At 70.2% G+C, this 16454-nt stretch carries 12 protein-coding genes; 3 read left to right on the top strand and 9 right to left on the bottom strand.

From position 1 onward, the window contains the following. Nucleotides 1–21: 21 nt before the first annotated feature. The 8 genes from EHF44_RS13455 to EHF44_RS13420 all read right to left on the bottom strand — a co-directional run bounded on the left by EHF44_RS13455 (nucleotide 22) and on the right by EHF44_RS13420 (nucleotide 10799). Complete coding sequence (locus EHF44_RS13455) at nucleotides 22–1860, bottom strand: NAD(P)/FAD-dependent oxidoreductase (RefSeq protein ID WP_124684207.1); 1839 nt, start codon at nucleotides 1858–1860, stop codon at nucleotides 22–24. A 4-nt stretch (nucleotides 1861–1864) separates the two neighbouring features. Beyond that, nucleotides 1865–3169, bottom strand: coding sequence for a c-type cytochrome (locus EHF44_RS13450; RefSeq protein WP_124684206.1), 1305 nt, complete (start codon nucleotides 3167–3169; stop codon nucleotides 1865–1867). Then, entirely contained in the window at nucleotides 3169–4656 is a 1488-nt protein-coding gene (locus tag EHF44_RS13445) for a glycine betaine ABC transporter substrate-binding protein (protein ID WP_172966114.1), read from the bottom strand. The genes EHF44_RS13450 and EHF44_RS13445 overlap by 1 nt, the downstream gene beginning before the upstream one ends. Nucleotides 4657–5105: 449 nt before the next feature. Next, entirely contained in the window at nucleotides 5106–5462 is a 357-nt protein-coding gene (locus tag EHF44_RS13440; protein WP_124684204.1) for a cupin domain-containing protein, read from the bottom strand. 22 nt (nucleotides 5463–5484) lie between these two features. Continuing rightward, nucleotides 5485–8547, bottom strand: a complete 3063-nt coding sequence (locus EHF44_RS13435; protein ID WP_124684203.1) for a DNA translocase FtsK — start codon at nucleotides 8545–8547, stop codon at nucleotides 5485–5487. Between the two features lie 99 nt (nucleotides 8548–8646). Continuing rightward, the gene (locus tag EHF44_RS13430; RefSeq protein WP_124684202.1) at nucleotides 8647–9264 is read right to left on the bottom strand and encodes a DUF4136 domain-containing protein; all 618 of its coding nucleotides are present in this window, start codon (nucleotides 9262–9264) and stop codon (nucleotides 8647–8649) included. 10 nt (nucleotides 9265–9274) lie between these two features. Further along, on the bottom strand, nucleotides 9275–9688 hold the full coding sequence (locus tag EHF44_RS13425) for a DoxX family protein (RefSeq protein WP_124684201.1): 414 nt from the start codon (nucleotides 9686–9688) through the stop codon (nucleotides 9275–9277). A gap of 112 nt (nucleotides 9689–9800) precedes the next feature. Beyond that, complete coding sequence (locus tag EHF44_RS13420; protein WP_124684200.1) at nucleotides 9801–10799, bottom strand: LysR substrate-binding domain-containing protein; 999 nt, start codon at nucleotides 10797–10799, stop codon at nucleotides 9801–9803. Between the two features lie 114 nt (nucleotides 10800–10913). Between EHF44_RS13420 and EHF44_RS13415 the strand changes: the two genes are divergently transcribed. Together EHF44_RS13415 and egtB are read left to right on the top strand one after the other, a co-directional pair. After that, nucleotides 10914–11534, top strand: a complete 621-nt coding sequence (locus tag EHF44_RS13415) for an FMN-dependent NADH-azoreductase (RefSeq protein ID WP_124684199.1) — start codon at nucleotides 10914–10916, stop codon at nucleotides 11532–11534. Nucleotides 11535–11713: 179 nt separating this feature from the next. Next, nucleotides 11714–13009 (top strand): ergothioneine biosynthesis protein EgtB, encoded by a 1296-nt coding sequence (egtB, locus tag EHF44_RS13410; protein WP_124684198.1) that lies wholly within the window; start codon nucleotides 11714–11716, stop codon nucleotides 13007–13009. A 245-nt stretch (nucleotides 13010–13254) separates the two neighbouring features. Here egtB and prpR read toward each other — a convergent pair whose 3' ends face one another. Further along, nucleotides 13255–15150 carry a propionate catabolism operon regulatory protein PrpR gene (prpR, locus tag EHF44_RS13405; RefSeq protein WP_253700090.1) on the bottom strand — a complete coding sequence of 632 codons (1896 nt, stop codon included), beginning with the start codon at nucleotides 15148–15150 and terminating at the stop codon, nucleotides 13255–13257. Between the two features lie 370 nt (nucleotides 15151–15520). On the opposite strand from prpR, the gene prpB reads away from it, so the two are divergent. Continuing rightward, nucleotides 15521–16429 carry a methylisocitrate lyase gene (gene prpB, locus EHF44_RS13400; protein WP_124684196.1) on the top strand — a complete coding sequence of 303 codons (909 nt, stop codon included), beginning with the start codon at nucleotides 15521–15523 and terminating at the stop codon, nucleotides 16427–16429. The last annotated feature ends 25 nt before the right edge of the window (nucleotides 16430–16454 follow it).

Genomic DNA, 16454 nt, shown 5'->3' with positions numbered 1-16454 from the left:
CGACGGGATTCTGACCGGGTTTCAGCTTCCCTCCGGCAAGGCCAGCACCGCGCGCTGGGCCTGCTCGATCGCGGCGGTTACCGACGGGCTGCCGGCCACGTCGGCACCCGCGATACGGACGTTGCCCACGCCCTGCCCGGCCTGCGCCAGCGCCGCCTGAAGCCCGGCATCGTCGGGCGCCAGCGTCGACGGCATGTAGCTGTAGCCGTGCGCCCAGCGATTGACGGTCAGGCCGCGGATATCGCGGGCGGACTGGAAGCCGCCGGGGCCCAGCATGCGGTCCAGTTGCTGCCGGATATCCCGCTCCAGCACATCGAAAGGCGTGCCCAGCAGCAGGGCGCGGCCCGCGCGGAAGCGGTCGCGCGCGGGCATCCCGCTGTCCGGCACCGTCGGCACATAGGCCATGTGCAGCACCACGGGGTCGTCGCGCTGACCTGACGGGGATTCCAGCCAGATGTCCGAATACGCCATGGTCGGCGCGTGGATGCGCCACGCCTTCAGCGCGTCGAACGCCCGCCAGTTGTCGAGTGCCACCTTGGTGTAGATCAAAGGTGCCTTGACCGCCGCGCGCAAAGCCGTGCGGGCCGCCACCGGCAGGGTGGGCAGGATGAACGGCACCATCATGCCGTAGCCGGCCACGACCACGTGCTGGGCCTCCACGCGCTGCAGGTTGCCCTGCCAGCCATAGGTGACGCGCGTGATGCGCACGTCGGGCTCGATGGCGATGGCCGTGCTATTGAGCCGGATTCGCACCGGCTTGCCTTCCACATCGAGCTTGCCGTAGTCGAACCGGGCGTCCTGCAGCGGCGCGCCGGCGCCACCCGGCATGGCCCCCGGCACAAGCCGGGCCACCAGCGCGCGGGCCAGCGTGGCGTTGCCATCGGCAAACCACAGCCGCGACGCGGCCGACTGGCCTAGACGGGCGTCGAGCACCGGGGCTGGCATGCCCGCGCCCGCCGGCAGTCCGATGGCGATGGCCTGGGCGACGCTGATGCCGTCGGCATCGAGCGCGTAGGCGTCCTGGCTGCGGGCGCGCAGGAAGCGCAACCCGGCCAGCCCCAGCCCGGCCTTGTCGCGCAGGAACGCGGCGTAGCGCGTGGTCGACAGATAGCCGCGGCGCGCTTCGGCCGGCATCCCCGCCAGATAGTCGACCTGCCCCTGCGCCAGCCGCAGCAGCGCCTGCCGGTCCGCGGCCGGCAACGGCGCCCGCGCCAGGAAATCTCCCAATCCGTCCAGCGATGGCGGCCCGCCCCGCAGCCGGGCGTCGATCAGCGTGCCGAACGGGTCGGCCGCCAGCCACTGGTCGCGCCCGAAGTGCTCGGCATCGAAAAACACCGCCCGCCCCAGCCCGCGCCGCGCGTAGTCGTCGCCCGGTACCGCCCGGGCCAGTGCGCCGGGTGCGATGCCCAGCCCGGCCAGCAGCGCCTGCACGGCCGCGTTGTCGCTGGCTGACGGCGGCATCCCCGCGCTGCCGCCGTACGTGACGAGCCGCCGGCCACGGACCGTGAACTCGTTGCGCTTGGCATGGCCGCCGAAATCGTCGTGATTGTCGAGGATCAGGATGCGCCGGCCGGCCCCGAAACGCCGCTGGTAGAACCATGCCGCCGCCAGCCCGCTGATCCCGCCGCCCACCACCACCAGGTCATACGCCTCTTTCGCCAGCACGCCCGGATAGGACGCCCCCTCGCGCGCCAGGCTGTGGGCCAGCGTGAAGGTGCCGGCATGGTTGCCGCGCAGCCCGGTCAGCGCCGGCGGATACGGCCCGGCAGGCGCGTTCGCGGCCAGCAGCCGGGCCGGCGCCATGCCGGCCGCAATCGTCAGGGCCGTGCCGTTGAGGAAGTCTCTGCGGGTGATGGTCATGGGATCACGGGGTCTCGGGCGCGCGCAGGCCCAGCGCGCGGCGCCGGGCGGCCACCGCTTCCTCGGTGACCGGCGCGGCCTGGTTGCCCCAGCTACGCCGAATAAACGTCAGCAGGTTGGCCAGCTCCTGGTCTTCCATCGTCCAGCCGTAACCGGGCATGTGGTAGTCGGTGGGCGCGGTCTGCACGCGGGCCGTCACGGCGCCTTCGAGCAGCAGGTTGACCAGCGAGGCGGGATTGGGGTCGACCACGGTCGGATTGCCGGCCAGCGGCGGAAACACCCGCGCAAAGCCCTTGCCGCTGGCCTGGTGGCACGGCATGCAGTAGGTGGCGTACTGGCGGGCGCCGGGTGTGTCGAAGCGGCCCTGTTCGAGCCGCGCGGCCGCGGCGGGGTCGTAGCGATACGGCTGCGTCTCGCCGCGCGCGGGCGGGATCGACTTCAGATACGTCGCGACGGCATCCAGATCCGCCGCGTTCATGAACTGTGTGGACGTGGCGATCACCGTCGACATCGGCCCGAACGAGGTGGCGTGCGCGTTGCGGCCCGTGTGCAGGTATTCGACGACATCGGCCTTCGACCACGCGCCCAGGCCGGTCAGCATGTCGCCGGTCAGGTTGGTGGCCGACCAGCCCTCGACCATGGCGCCCGACAGGAACTGCCGACTGCCCGCGTCGCGGCCCTTCTCGCCATACAGCGCACCGCGCGGCGTGTGGCACGCGCCGCAATGGGCCACGGCCTGCACCAGGTAGGCGCCGCGCCGCCAGGTCTCGCCCTGCCCCGCGTCGGCCCGGACCGGATCGTCACGCAGATGCAGCCAGTTCCACGGCACCAGCAGCCAGCGCATGTTGTAGGGCCAGCGCAGCGACGTATCGCGGTTGGCCTGGCGTACCGGCTGCACCTCGCTGCGCAGCCACGTGTAGAGCGCCGCCACGTCATCGCGCGTCATGCGGGCGTAGGACGGGTACGGCATCGCCGGATAGAGCCGCTTGCCGTCGCGCGCCTGGCCGTGGCGGACGGCGCGGTCGAAGTCGTCGAGCGTGTAGCGGCCCAGGCCGGTCTCCGGGTCGGGCGTGATGTTGGTCGAGTAGATCGTGCCGGCGTCGGTCTGCAGCGCCAATCCGCCAGCCATCGGCGCGCCGCCGGGCGCCGTGTGGCAGGCCACGCAGTTGGCGATGCGGGCCAGATAGCGGCCTTGCGCGACCTGGGCGACCTGGGCGGCGGGGTCGGCCGGCGCGGCGTGCGCGGCCAGCGGCATGGCCAGCATCGCCAGCAGCCCGCGCATCATCGTCAGTATCGTGTCCCGCCTCATCAGACTGCACGCCTCCGGCGCGTCCACCATTCCACGCCGCCGAACGCACCCTGCAACAGCATGGCCAGCAGCGCGGCCGGGATGGCGCCCGCCAGCAGCAGCGTCGAATCGTTGAGCGCCAGCCCGGTGACGATGCGCTCGCCATAGCCGCCCGCGCCAACAAACGCGGCAATCGTCGCCGTGCCCACGCTGATCGTCGCCGCCGTCTTGACCCCGGCCAGCACCACCGGCATTGCCAGCGGCACCTCGACGTAGCGCAGCACCTGCAACGGCCGGAAACCGAGCGCGCGCGCCGCGTCGCGCATGCCGGGCGGTATCTCCTGCAGGCCGGTGCAGGCATTGCGGACGATCGGCAGCAGCGCGTAGAGGAACAGCGCGATCAGCGCCGGCCAGACGCCGATGCGCCCCAGCAGCGGGATCAGCATCGCCAGCAGCGCCAGCGACGGCACGGTCTGCAACACCCCCACCAGCACCAGCAGCGCCTGCCCCAGCCGCCGCCGGCGCGCCGCGACGATGCCAAGCGGCACTCCGACCAGCGTGGCCGCCCCCACCGCGCCGCCTACCAGCGCCAGATGCCGCACGGTCAGGCGCCAGGTATCGGCACCGGTCAGCACCGCCAGCAGACCCTGCGGGCGCGCGGCCGCAGCCGGGCCGGCGTGGCCTGCCAGAAAGCGCCGCGCCACGGCCGCGAACGATTCGCCATCGATCTCGGCCGCCGCGTTCATGTCGATCATGTCCGCCACCGAGATGCGGCCGTGGAGCTGCCGCACGGCCTGCCACGCGGTCGGGAAGCGTCGGGCAACGTCGAGCCGGTAGACGATCACGGCGTCGTAGCGCGGAAAGACGTGCAGGTTGTCGGCCAGCACGCGCAGGTGGAACTTGCGGATCTTGGCGTCGGTGGCGTAGATGTCGGTTGCATCGATCTGACCGTTGGCGACGGCCTCGTAGGCAATGCCGTGGTCGATGCCGACGGGCTTCTGCGGCAGCCCGTAGCGCTGCACGAGCGCCGGCCAGCCATCGGCACGGCCCAGGAATTCGTGCGACAGGCCCACGCGCAGCCCCGGCTGGCTGGCCAGATCCGCCAGCGTGCGCAGCGCGCCCGCCCGGGCGTCGGCCACGGCAATGGCATAGGTGTTGTCGAACCCCAGCGGAATCGCCGCGCCCAGCCCCATCGGCGCCAGCGCGGCGTTGATCTGCTCAAGCGTGGCCGCGGCGCCCGGCAGCTTCAGGATCTCGCTGGCGAGCGTGCCGGTGTAATCGGGATAGGCATCGATCGACCCGGCCTTGAGCGCCTCGAACACGATGGCCGTGTTGCCCAGCCCCGGCACATGGCGCACGTCCGCATGCGGCGCCGCCGTCTGCGCGAGGATTTCGCCCAGGATGTATGACTCCGTAAAGCGCTTGGACCCGATGCGCAACGTATCCGCACGGGCCACGCCGGCGAGCAGGCCCGCCAGGGCAATCCAGACAACGAGCAGCCGGGGGATGTGGGGCAAGCCGGAGTCTCCGGGTGAGTTCTGCCGACATCATAAAGCCATACGAGGGCCATACAAGGGTCGGAGCAGCCAGGATCGCCCGTGGGCCGATGGTTTGGTCGGGGGAGAGGGCTCAGCGGTTCAAACAGCGACCCGTCGGCAAGCAGAGCCTCAACGCCCTCTCCCCTGCCCCTCTCCCAAAGGGAGAGGGGAAAAGCAAATGCGGGGCTACGTTCGTGACCGCCCGACGGTTTGCTCCCCTCTCCCAAAGGGAGAGGGGAAAAGCAAATGCGGGACTACGTTTGTGACCGCCCGATGGTTTGCTCCCCTCTCCCGCAACGCGGGAGAGGGGCCGGGGGAGAGGGCCTGGCGGTTCAAACAGCGACCCGTCGGCAAGCAGAGCCTCAACGCCCTCTTCCCGGCCACTCTCCCAAAGGGAGAGGGGAAAAGCAAATGCGGGGCTACGTTGACCGCCCGATTGCCGGCGCCACGTGCACGGCCAGCCAGATTGTCGGCTGGGCGGCGTCGGTCCAGGCTACGCGGTGGCGGCAGTGGGCGGGCAGATGGAGCCAGTCGCCGGCGCCCAGGGTGTGGGTGGGGCCGTCTTCGATCTCGACGGCGGCGGTGCCGCTGATGAGCAGCACCCATTCGTCGTCGGCGTCGTCGTACCAGAAGCCGGGCGGGCTGGCCTGGCCGTTCGAGACGATCCGCTCGATGCGGACCTGGCCTGTGCCGGCCCAGCGCAGCAGTTCGGTGAAGACCTCGCCGTCGGCGTGGACCGGGACGTCGCCTAGCAGGTTGCCCTGGGTTGCGTGCATGGCGGGTGGTCTCCCGGGTGCGTCAGTCGGCGGGCCCGCCGGGCGCGATGACCTCGCGCGTCCCGTTGCGGCCCATGGGCGAGACCAGCCCCGCCACTTCCATCTGCTCGATCAGCCGCGCCGCGCGGTTGTAGCCGATGCGCAGTTGCCGCTGGACGGCGGATATCGACGCCCGGCGCGACGTCAGCACGAACTGGGCGGCCTCGTCGTACAGCGGATCGGCCTCGCCATCGCTGCCGCCTTCGCCGAACAGGTCGGCCGCGCCCTCGGGTGCGTCGCCGGCCAGGATGGCTTCCTCGTAGTCGGGCTCGCCAAACTGCTTCCAGTGCTCCACCACGCGGTGCACTTCCTCGTCGGCCACGAACGCGCCGTGCACGCGTTGCGGGTAGCCGGTGCCCGGCGGCAGGAACAGCATGTCGCCCTGCCCCAGCAGACTCTCGGCGCCCATCTGGTCCAGGATGGTCCGCGAATCGATCTTCGATGACACCTGGAACGCCACGCGCGTCGGGATATTGGCCTTGATCAGGCCCGTGATGACGTCCACCGACGGCCGCTGCGTGGCCAGGATCAGGTGGATGCCGGCCGCCCGCGCCTTCTGCGCCAGCCGCGCGATCAGTTCCTCGATCTTCTTGCCGGCCACCATCATCAGGTCGGCCAGTTCGTCGATGACCACCACGATCAGCGGCAGCGTCGACAGCGGCTCGGGCGCGTCGGGCGTCAGCGAGAACGGGTTCGGCACCTTCTGCTCCGCCGCCTCGGCCGCGCGGATCTTCTGGTTGTAGCCGGCCAGGTTGCGCACGCCCAGCGCCGACATCAGCCGGTAGCGCTTTTCCATCTCGCCGACGCACCAGTTCAGCGCGTGGGCGGCCTGCTTCATGTCGGTGACTACCGGCGCCAGCAGGTGCGGAATGCCCTCGTAGACCGACAGCTCCAGCATCTTCGGGTCGATCATGATCAGGCGCACGTCCTCGGGCGTGGCCTTGTACAGCATCGACAGGATCATCGCGTTGACCGCGACGGACTTGCCCGAGCCCGTGGTGCCGGCCACCAGCAGGTGCGGCGCGCGGGCCAGATCGGTGACCACCGGGTTGCCGGTGATGTCCTTGCCCATCGCCAGCACCAGCTTGGACGCATGGTGATCGAACGCGCTGCCGCTGACGATCTCGGACAGCCGGATCATCTGCCGCCTGGCGTTCGGCAGTTCCAGGCCCATGCAGGTCTTGCCGGGAATCGTCTCAACCACGCGGATCGACGTCACGCCCAGCGCGCGCGCCAGGTCCTTCACCAGTCCCACCACCTGCGCGCCGCGCACGCCGACGGCCGGATCGACCTCGAAGCGCGTGATCACCGGCCCGGCGCTGGCGCCCACCACGGACACCGGCACCTTGAACTCGGCCAGCCGCTGGGCGATCAGGTCGCCGGTCTGTTGCAGCCGTTCCTCGGAAATCTGATCGGCGTTGCCGCCGACATCCTCGGGCGCCGGTTCGAGCAGGTCGGTGCCCGGCAGGCGGTAGTCGACCGGCGGGCGCGGCGCTGGCGGCGGCGGCACGACGGCCGGGGCCACGGCTGCCGGCGGCGTGGCCGGGGTCAGCGGGACGGTGCGGCCGACCACGGCCGGCAGCACGATGCGCGGCTTGGGCGTGGGCTGGACGAAGGCGTTGGCGTCCTCGACCGGGGACGAGTCCTCGGCGACGGGCGGCGGGGCGTCGACGGCCTGGGCGACGTCCGGCTCGGGCGCGCTGGCTTCGACCGTCTCGGCGTCGGAAATCGACGCAGCCACGGCGGCGTCGATGGCTGCCGACGTCGATGGGGATGGCGGGGAGGCGGTGAGGACTTCGGCCGGCGATTCCGATTCGATAGCCGCCTCGACCGCCTCTTCGGCACCCAGTTCGATGGCAGCAGGCTCGACCACCGATGGTGCCAATGCGGCTTCGGTCAAAGCCGGTGTTTCCACCGGCTGCCCGGCCAACTGGCGCAGTTCGGCCAGCAGCGCGAGCGCTTCTTCGCGGATCGATTCCAGCGTGACGGGGGCGTCGTCCGCTGCCGTGACCGGCGCGACATTGGCGACCGGCGCCGGCTGTTCGGCCTGCACCACTACCGGCGGCGATACGGGCGGGGCGTCGACCACGGCGACATCGGCATCGACTTGCACCGCTGCCACGGCCGGCTTGGCCATCGCCTCGGGCAGCGTCGTGACGGCCGAGCGCAGGCCGAGCTGGGGATTGCGGAACGGGCTGCTGACCACGGTGGCCTGCGGCGGCGACGCGGGACGGGCTGCCGCGGGCGCAGCCGGACGGGGCGACGGCTTCTGCGGCGCGGGGACAGGACGCGATTCGGGGCGCGATTCATGACGCGACGCCGGCCGCGCCGGCGCAACACCCGCCGGCTCGCGGTTCACGGCGCCCGGGGCCTCGGCGTGATGGAGCCAGATCTCGCCCGGCTGGGGCGGCGACTGGCGCGTGCGCGGCGGCGGCTGCCATGCGGGCTGGCGGCGCGCGGACACGGCCTCGATGCCCTTGTGGCGCGGCGACTGCCATGCGGGCGTCGATTGGGACGGCAGCGATGTCGTCTCCCAGCGCTGGCCCGCGTCGCGGGCGGCTGGCTGCGACGGCGCGCCATCGTGGCGGAAATCGGGACGGCTGTCGGCACGGGCATCCGCGCGCAGATCGGCACGCAGGTCAGCACGGGAATCGGCACGCGACTCGTGCCGGGTGGCGGCGGGCGCCTCGTCGGCGTCGGTGCGGGGCCGGCGCAGCAGGAACAGGCTGCGCCACGTCTCGCCGAACACCATCGGCGCGGCCAGGCCCAGCACGGCCAGCATCATCAGCAGCGCGCCGGTCCATCCGAGCATGCCGCTCGCGGTGCCGGCCAGCGCATGGCCCACGGCACCGCCGGCCGTGTCACCTTCGCCGCCGGTCAGGGCTTCCAGCGTGGCACTGGCACCCAGCACCAGCACCGTACCCATCCAAACACGCAGCGAACCGCGGCCGAACAGCCGGCGATCACCGGCGAGCACGCGGCCCACCGTTCGCCAGACCAGCGGCAACAGCCAGAAGGTGGACAATCCGAACCAGCCCAGACCCATTTTAGATATGACACATTCAAAACCACGGGCAGCGATTGTAGCGGGTCTGGCTGCGCGCCACGGACGCGTGGCGTAAAAACTTACGCTTTTGCCGCGGGTTTATTGACTCGGCGTGCCAATGCCCGCGCGGAACGGGTACCTGGCGAAGATCTGGCCGACAACCTGCTCGATCACGAGCTGGCTGGTCTGGCGCTCCGGCTGGCTCGCGTCGCCCTGCGCCACGCCTTCCCAGACCAGCTGGTTGCGCCGGGCGTCGACCAGGTCGATGTTCAGCGTGCCCTCGGTGTAGGTATAGGTGTCGCTGTAGAAGCCGTAGCCGGGCCACGGCGCGTAGAGCCCGCCCCGGTAGGCGTAGTAGCCCATGTAGCCGGGCGGCGGCATCGGCGCCGGGCTGGTGGCGATCTTCTGCTGGAACTGCATGTTGAAGTTGACCAGCAGGTCAGGCTGGCGCGGCACGTACTGGTAGCCGCGCGCGGTCATCTCGCGCTCCACGGCGTCTTTCAGATACTGGGTGGTCAGGCTTTCGTAGCCCTGCCGGTCCGTGCCGGGACGCGGCACGAACGCAAAGGTGCGGTACTGCGAGAAATCGGTGGCGCGGTTGTAGTCGGTGCGGATGTCGGGGCCGGTCGCGCAGCCGGCGAGCATCGCGGCCGCCAGCGCGGCCAGCATCGCCGCACCGGACGGCGCCGCGGTGCGGTGACGGATCAGGCTTGCCATGGCAGGCTCCCTAGTTCCACTTGCCGTCGATGCCGCCAACGCTCAGGCGCCCCGCGCCCAGGAAGGCCACGGCCAGCGCGGCGCCCAGGTACATCCCCTGCAGCTCCAGCGCCCAGCCACCCGTGGGGGCCATGTCGCCGAACTGCTTGGCGTGCACCAGCACCAGCGCGAACACCATGTTGATGGCGACGATCAGCGCGGCGGGCCGCGTCCACAGGCCGATGATCAGCAGGATCGGCGCCAGCACCTCGCCGATGTAGACGCCGTAGGCCACGAATGACGGCAGGCCGGCCTGCGTCACGGTCTGGATGACAAAGCCGGGGCCCGCCATCAGCTTGGCAATGCCATGCAGCAGGATCAGCACGCCCAGCACGATACGAAGAATGGCCTTGCCCAGGTCCTGCGTTCCTTGCGTGCGACTCATCGCGTTGGCTCCTTGCGGTTGGTTGCAGGCGCTATGTGACCTGCACAACTACCTTAGATCGTGCCGGCGTGAAGGTAAAGGCGCAGCGTGGCGCGCGCGCCGCGCCGGGCGGTCAGTCGGCGTCCGGCGTGGGGGCGGCATGCCCGTCGGCCGGCACTTCGGTGGGCGGCGCGACATGCATCGGCACCCCCGTCATCGACATCATCCCAACCTTGCGGCCGTGCTCGGGCAGCACTTCAGCCAGGAAATCCAGCAAGCGGCGCAGCGCCGGCGTGACGCCCTGGCGGGACGGGAACACCGCGTGCAGCACGCCCATCGGCAGGTCCCACTGCGGCAGCACCACTTCCAGCGCGCCGCTTTCGATCTCGTCGCGGCAATACATGCGCGGCAGCATGGCCAGGCCAACGCCGGCGATGGCCGCCTCGCGCAGGATGGCGAATTCGTCCGAGACCAGCCGGGGGTCGTAGCCGATGTGGACCGGATCGCCGGCCTTGTCGAACAGCGTCCAGACGTGGCGGCCCTCGTGCGGCTTCTGGCCCACGCCGGGCATGCCTTCCAGCGCCTGCGGCGTGCGCGGGCGGCCGATGCTGTCCAGCAGCGCCGGGCTGGCCACCAGCTTCAGGTCGCTCTTGCCAAACGTGCGCACGGCCAGGCTGGAATCGTCGAGCACGTTGCGCACGCGTAGGGCCAGGTCGTAGCCCTCGGCGATGACGTCCACGCGCCGGTTGGTCGCTTCCACTTCCAGCTGGATGCCGGGGTTGGCCCGCATGAAATGGCCGATGTTGGGCGCCAGCAGGATCTGGACGATGGCCACCGGGCAACTGATGCGCAGCAGCCCGCCCGGCTGCTCGCGCGACTGTTCGATCACTTCGCGGGCGGCCTCGGCGGCCTGGAGCATTTCGCGGCAGCGCGCGTAGTACGCCTCGCCCAGTGGCGTGACGCGCACCTGGCGCGTAGTCCGGCGCAGCAGCAGCACGCCCAGGTCGCGCTCCAGTTGGGCGATCCGGCGCGACAGGCGCGACTTTGGCACCCCGGTGGCCCGGCTGGCGGCCGAGAAGCTGCCGTGCTGCACCACCTGGGCAAACAGCGACAAATCGTTAAGGTCCTGCATGGTCGGGGCTCCGTTGCATCGGTAGAACAATCATTTGCATTCTGCATCACTACCGGCATCAATGGCGAGTCTATATCTTTCAGCCATCCCAACCGAACTTAGTGGAGCCAGACAATGAACATCCTGCAGATCGATTCGAGCGTGCTGGGCGACAACTCCGTCTCGCGCAACCTCACCGCCAGCATCGTGGCCGACCTCGTGGCCCAGAACCCGGCCGCCAAGGTCACCGTGCGCGACCTGGACCGTGAAGCGCCGGCCCACCTGGGCAACCAGCTACTGCCCGTGCTGGGTGGCCCGAAGGACGGCCTGACCGCCGCACAGCAGACCGAACTGGACGTGACCGAAGCCTATCTGGCCGAATTCCTGGCCGCCGACGTGCTCGTGATCGGCGTGCCGCAATACAACTTCGGCATCCCGAGCCAGCTCAAGGCGTGGATCGATCGCATCGCCCAGGCCGGCCGCACGTTCCGCTACACCGAGAACGGTCCGGAAGGGCTGGCCAAGGGCAAGAAGGCCGTCATCGTGTCGTCGCGGGGTGGTGTGCGCCAGGACGGCGCCGCGCTGGACCTGCATGAAGTGACGGTTGACGTGGTGCTGCGCTTCCTGGGCATCACCGACATCTCGTTCGTCCGCGCCCACGGCCTGGCGATGGGCCCGGAAGCCCGCGAGGCCGGCCTGACGACGGCCAAGACCGAGATCGCGGCCCTGAACGACGCCCTGCGCGCCGCCGCCTGATCGGTCTTCCTCCCGCTGCCTCAGACAGGCACCCCATCCCTGGGGTGCCTGTTTTTCTTGCAGGGCCGGATTGTAGGCATTGACCTACGTCGATCGCGGAAACCTGCCCGCTCGCTCCCCGGCGCAGATGGGTCTATGATGGTTCGACCGTCCGCCAGCCAACCCCACCGGGAGCCTGCATGACCGCCGTTTCAGCCCTGCTGCCTGCCACCGCCAGTCATCCGCCGCACGAACCCGCCCTGCTCAGCCAGTATCGCCATGTCCGTGCCGCGTCCGAGGCGCTGGTGGCGGACCTGTCGGACGCCGACGCAACCGTGCAGTCGATGGACGACGCCAGCCCGGCCAAATGGCACCTGGCCCATACCACGTGGTTCTTCGAGGAATTCGTGCTGGCCCCCCGCGTGCCGGACTACGAGCCGGTGGATCCCCAGTACCGCTACCTGTTCAACTCCTATTACGAAGCGGTTGGCGCGCGGCATCCGCGGCCCAGGCGCGGCCTGCTGACCCGCCCGACGCTGGACGAAGTGCTGGCCTACCGCGAGGCCGTGGACGACGCGATGCTGTCGCTGCTGATGAGCGCCCAGACCGACGACGAAGCCGCGCTGATCACGCTGGGCCTGCATCACGAACAGCAGCACCAGGAACTGCTGCTGACCGACATCCTGCACCTGTTTGCCCAGAATCCGCTGCGCCCGGCGTTTGCCCCGGCGCTGACGGTGCCCGTGGTGGCCGACCCGCGCCCGGCGCCGGACTGGATCACGCTGCCCGGCGGCATCGTCACGATTGGCCATGACGGCGACGGCTTTGCGTTCGACTGCGAAGGGCCGCGCCACCAGGTCCTGCTGCAACCGTACACGCTGTGCTCGCACCCTGTGAGCAACCGCCAGTGGTTCGAGTTCATCGAGGACGGCGGCTACCAGACCGCGGGCCTGTGGCTGTCCGACGGCTGGCGCTGGGTGTGCGACCACCGCATCGAGGCGCCGCTCTATTGGGAGGACCGCGACGGCACGTGGTGGCACATGACGCTGCGCGGCATGCAGCCGGTGGACCCGGAAAGCCCAGTCACGCATGTGAGCTTCTTCGAGGCCGACGCCTTCGCGCGCTGGGCCGAACGCCGGCTGCCGACCGAGGCCGAGTGGGAACACGCGGCGCGCAACCTGCCGGCCACCGGCAATTTCGTCGAAGGCCGCTCGCTGCGGCCGCTGCCGGATCGCCAGAACACGTCCGGCGTGCTGCGCCAGATGTTCGGCGACGTCTGGGAATGGACAGCCAGCGCCTACCTGCCCTATCCCGGTTTCCGCCCCAGCGCGGGCGCCGTCGGCGAGTACAACGGCAAGTTCATGAGCAGCCAGATGGTGCTGCGCGGCGGGTCGTGCGTCACGCCGGAATCGCATATCCGGGCCACGTATCGGAACTTCTTCTATCCGCACCAGCGGTGGCAGTTCACCGGGGTGCGGCTGGCGGATGATGTGTAAAGGGTTGAGCCAAGGCAGGGGCCGCCCTGCCAGCCAGATTTGGGATGGCCGCTTCCGGTGACGGGAGTGGCCATTTTCGATGGCGGGGGTTGAATATGGCGGTTAATTGCTGAATTGAGGTCGAGGCTTCGTTGGGTAGTTGATGGGATTTGGGGCGGCTGGCCCTCTCCCATGGCCCCTCCCACGCAGGCGGGATAGGGGAACTCACAAGCGCCATTCCGGGGCAAACCTGATGCAAACCCGCCCTACCCCTCCCGCAGGCGGCGCCACAGGGTCGTGGCGCTGATGCCCAGCTTGGCGCAGGCGGCGGCGCGGTTGCCGCCGCATTCGTCCAGTACCCGACGGATGTGTTCGGTCTGGCTGGTGCGGGCGACGTTGGCCAGCGACGGCGCGTCGGCCGGCACGGCGTGTTCCAGGGCCGGCATCGCCGAGAACAGCTCGGGCACGGCCGCCTGGAGTTCGCGTTGCAGCGCGGCGGGGGCCAGTTCGGCGCCGGCGACCAGCACGGCGATGCGTTCGGTCACGTTTTCGAGTTCGCGGATATTGCCCGGCCAGGTGTAGCGCGACAGCCTGTCGCGCACGGCGTCGGGCAGCGGCTGCGGCGTGTCGATGCCCAGCCGTTCCTGCGCGCGGCGGTACAGCAGCGCGGCCAGCGCGGGCAGGTCGCCGGCGCGGTCGCGCAGCGGCGGCATTTCGATGCGCAGGATATTGAGCCGGTAGTACAGGTCTTGCCGGAAGGTGCCCTCGCGCACCAGCGCGGCCAGGTCGCGGTGCGTGGCGGCGATGACCCTCACATTGACCGGCACCGCCTCCAGCCCGCCAATCGGCAGCACCTGCTTTTCCTGCAGCACGCGCAGCAGCCGGGTCTGCAGCGCCGGCGGCATGTCGCCCACCTCGTCCAGGAACAGCGTGCCGTTGTGCGCCGATTCGAACAGGCCGGCCTTGCCGCCGCGCCGGGCGCCCGTGAACGCGCCTTCCTCGTAGCCGAACAGTTCCGATTCCAGCAGCGTCTCGGGAAAGGCCGCGCAGTTGACCGCGACAAACGGAAACGCGCGGCGCGGGCTGGCGTCGTGCATGCCTTGCGCCAGTACCTCCTTGCCGGTGCCGCTCTCGCCGCTGACCAGCACCGTCGAATCGACCACCGCGTAGCGTCGCGCCAGCGCGCGCAGGTCGCTCATCGCCGGGGAATCGCCGGCCAGGTCTTCCAGGCTGTAGCGCACGCCGGCCGCACGGGCCCGGGTGCGCGAGCGCAGGTTGCGGTCGGCGCGATGGATGGCGTTGGCGTCCTGGATCGTCAGCACGGCGCCCGACGTGCCGGCCTCGCCGACGATCGGGATACGGTTGACCACCACCATGCGGTCGCCCAGCCGGTGGATGGCCTCCAGCTCGCGCGCGCCGCTCTGCATCACGCCATCGAGCGACAGCCCCGGCGCCAGCGTGGCCAGCTTGCGTCCCACCGCCACGCCGGCCGGCGTACCCAGGAAGCGCTCCATCGCCGGGTTGAACGCCTGCACCCGCCCTTCCGCGTCCACGGCGGCCACGCCTTCGTTCAGGTGGGCCAGGATCGCGTTGACGTAGTCGCGCCGGGTAGCCTCGATGCGACGCAGCCGGGCGGCCTCGATGGCATCCTCCAGCGCCAGCCGCACCGCATTGCCCGAGTACAGGAACACGCCGACCAGCCCGTACTTGTCGGCCAGGTCGGTGACCATGCCCGGCCCCACCACCACGCGGATGCCCTCTTCCTTCAGCGCCCGCACGCGCGCCGTGGCGTCGTCCTCGGTCAGGTAGGTGTAGCGCGGGATGTCCAGCCCGAAGGCGCCGACGAACTCGTCCACTTCGGCATAGGTCGACGCATGGGTCACCAGCGCCACCTTCGGCGAGATGCGCCGCGCCGTGGCCAGCGCGCTCATGACATCGAAACCGGTCACCTTGACCAGCACCACCGGGATATCCACATGCTGGCGCAGGTACGCCCCGTTCGAGCCGCCGGCCACGACCACGTCGACGCGCCCGTCGCGGGCCTCGCGGTTGATGGCGCTGGCCGCCGCCTCGAAGGCGCGGCCGACGATGCGGAATTCCGCGCGGGCGGCGTAGGCCGGAATCAGGTCGGCAAACGCGCGCGACAGGCGGCTGATGCCCATCGCCCAGATGCGCGGCCGGGCGCCGGCGGCGGCTGGCTGGGAGGCGTGATGCGGGATGGGTGCGGGGAGCGAGGACATGGCGGCAACGGCGGAGGGCGACGGAATGCCTGCATTGTGCGCGGACGTCCGATGCATTTCAACTTTGAAATCCATGAAATGCAACGATGGGGACACCGGGCGAAGCATCCGCCGCTTATCTCCCGGCAGTACCCGCCGAAAACATCACCTAAGCCCCTGACCCGTAAGGGTTTTCGCGTACCGGCATGACGCCGCCGCCATCGCGGGCACGGTGCCCGCCCTGCTGGCACACCCCTTGCGCCTATAGCCGGCCCTGCCCCGAGCAGGAACGATCCAGACAAGAGACCACGCCATGACTTTTTCCGCCAACGAACTCGCCCGCTCCGCGGGTGCCCGCTTCCGCCAGGCCCTGGCCGACGAAAGCCCGCTGCAGATTCCGGGCACGATCCACGCCAACCACGCGCTGCTGGCCAAGCGGGCCGGCTATCGCGCGATCTACCTGTCCGGCGGCGGCGTGGCCGCGGGCTCGCTGGGGCTGCCCGACCTGGGCATCTCCAACCTTGACGACGTGCTGACCGACATCCGCCGCATCACCGATGTCTGCGACACGCCACTACTGGTCGACGTCGACACCGGCTTTGGCGCCTCGGCGTTCAACGTCGCCCGCACCACGCGCTCGCTGATCAAGTTCGGCGCCGCCGCCATGCACATCGAGGACCAGGTGGGCGCCAAGCGCTGCGGCCACCGCCCGAACAAGGAAATCGTCGGCAAGCAGGAGATGGTCGACCGCATCAAGGCCGCCGTCGACGCCCGCACCGACCAGAACTTCGTCATCATGGCCCGCACCGACGCGCTGGCCGTGGAGGGCCTGGACGCCGCCATCGAGCGCGCCATGGCCTGCGCCGAAGCCGGCGCCGACGCCATCTTCCCCGAGGCCATGACCGATCTCGACATGTACGCCAGGTTCGTCGATGCCGTGAAGGTGCCCGTGCTGGCCAACCTGACCGAATTCGGCGCCACGCCGTACTTCACGCTGGACGACCTGCGCGGCGTGGGCGTGGCAATGGCGCTGTACCCGCTGTCGGCGTTCCGGGCCGCCAACAAGGCCGCCGAGAACGTGTTTGCCGCCATCCGCCGCGACGGCACCCAGAAGAACGTGGTGGATACGATGCAGACCCGTGCCGAACTGTACGAGCGGATCGACTACCATGCCTACGAGCAGAAGCTCGACGCGCTGTTCGCCCAGGGCAAGGGCAAGTAACGCCGCCCGGCCGCCCATCGAGAAC

Source organism: Cupriavidus pauculus, from assembly GCF_003854935.1.
GTDB classification, from domain to species: Bacteria; Pseudomonadota; Gammaproteobacteria; order Burkholderiales; family Burkholderiaceae; genus Cupriavidus; species Cupriavidus pauculus_C.
Note: the sequence above shows the minus strand (reverse complement) of the source record. Positions and strands in the feature narration are given on the sequence as shown.

Excerpts from the sequence above, each read along its gene's own strand:
- EHF44_RS13455 (WP_124684207.1), bottom strand. The coding sequence starts at position 1,860 with ATGACCATCACCCGCAGAGACTTCCTCAACGGCACGGCCCTGACGATT.
- EHF44_RS13450 (WP_124684206.1), bottom strand. The coding sequence starts at position 3,169 with ATGAGGCGGGACACGATACTGACGATGATGCGCGGGCTGCTGGCGATG.
- EHF44_RS13440 (WP_124684204.1), bottom strand. The coding sequence starts at position 5,462 with ATGCACGCAACCCAGGGCAACCTGCTAGGCGACGTCCCGGTCCACGCC.
- EHF44_RS13435 (WP_124684203.1), bottom strand. The coding sequence starts at position 8,547 with ATGGGTCTGGGCTGGTTCGGATTGTCCACCTTCTGGCTGTTGCCGCTG.
- EHF44_RS13430 (WP_124684202.1), bottom strand. The coding sequence starts at position 9,264 with ATGGCAAGCCTGATCCGTCACCGCACCGCGGCGCCGTCCGGTGCGGCG.
- EHF44_RS13425 (WP_124684201.1), bottom strand. The coding sequence starts at position 9,688 with ATGAGTCGCACGCAAGGAACGCAGGACCTGGGCAAGGCCATTCTTCGT.
- EHF44_RS13420 (WP_124684200.1), bottom strand. The coding sequence starts at position 10,799 with ATGCAGGACCTTAACGATTTGTCGCTGTTTGCCCAGGTGGTGCAGCAC.
- EHF44_RS13415 (WP_124684199.1), top strand. The coding sequence starts at position 10,914 with ATGAACATCCTGCAGATCGATTCGAGCGTGCTGGGCGACAACTCCGTC.
- egtB (WP_124684198.1), top strand. The coding sequence starts at position 11,714 with ATGACCGCCGTTTCAGCCCTGCTGCCTGCCACCGCCAGTCATCCGCCG.
- prpR (WP_253700090.1), bottom strand. The coding sequence starts at position 15,150 with ATGGGCATCAGCCGCCTGTCGCGCGCGTTTGCCGACCTGATTCCGGCC.
- prpB (WP_124684196.1), top strand. The coding sequence starts at position 15,521 with ATGACTTTTTCCGCCAACGAACTCGCCCGCTCCGCGGGTGCCCGCTTC.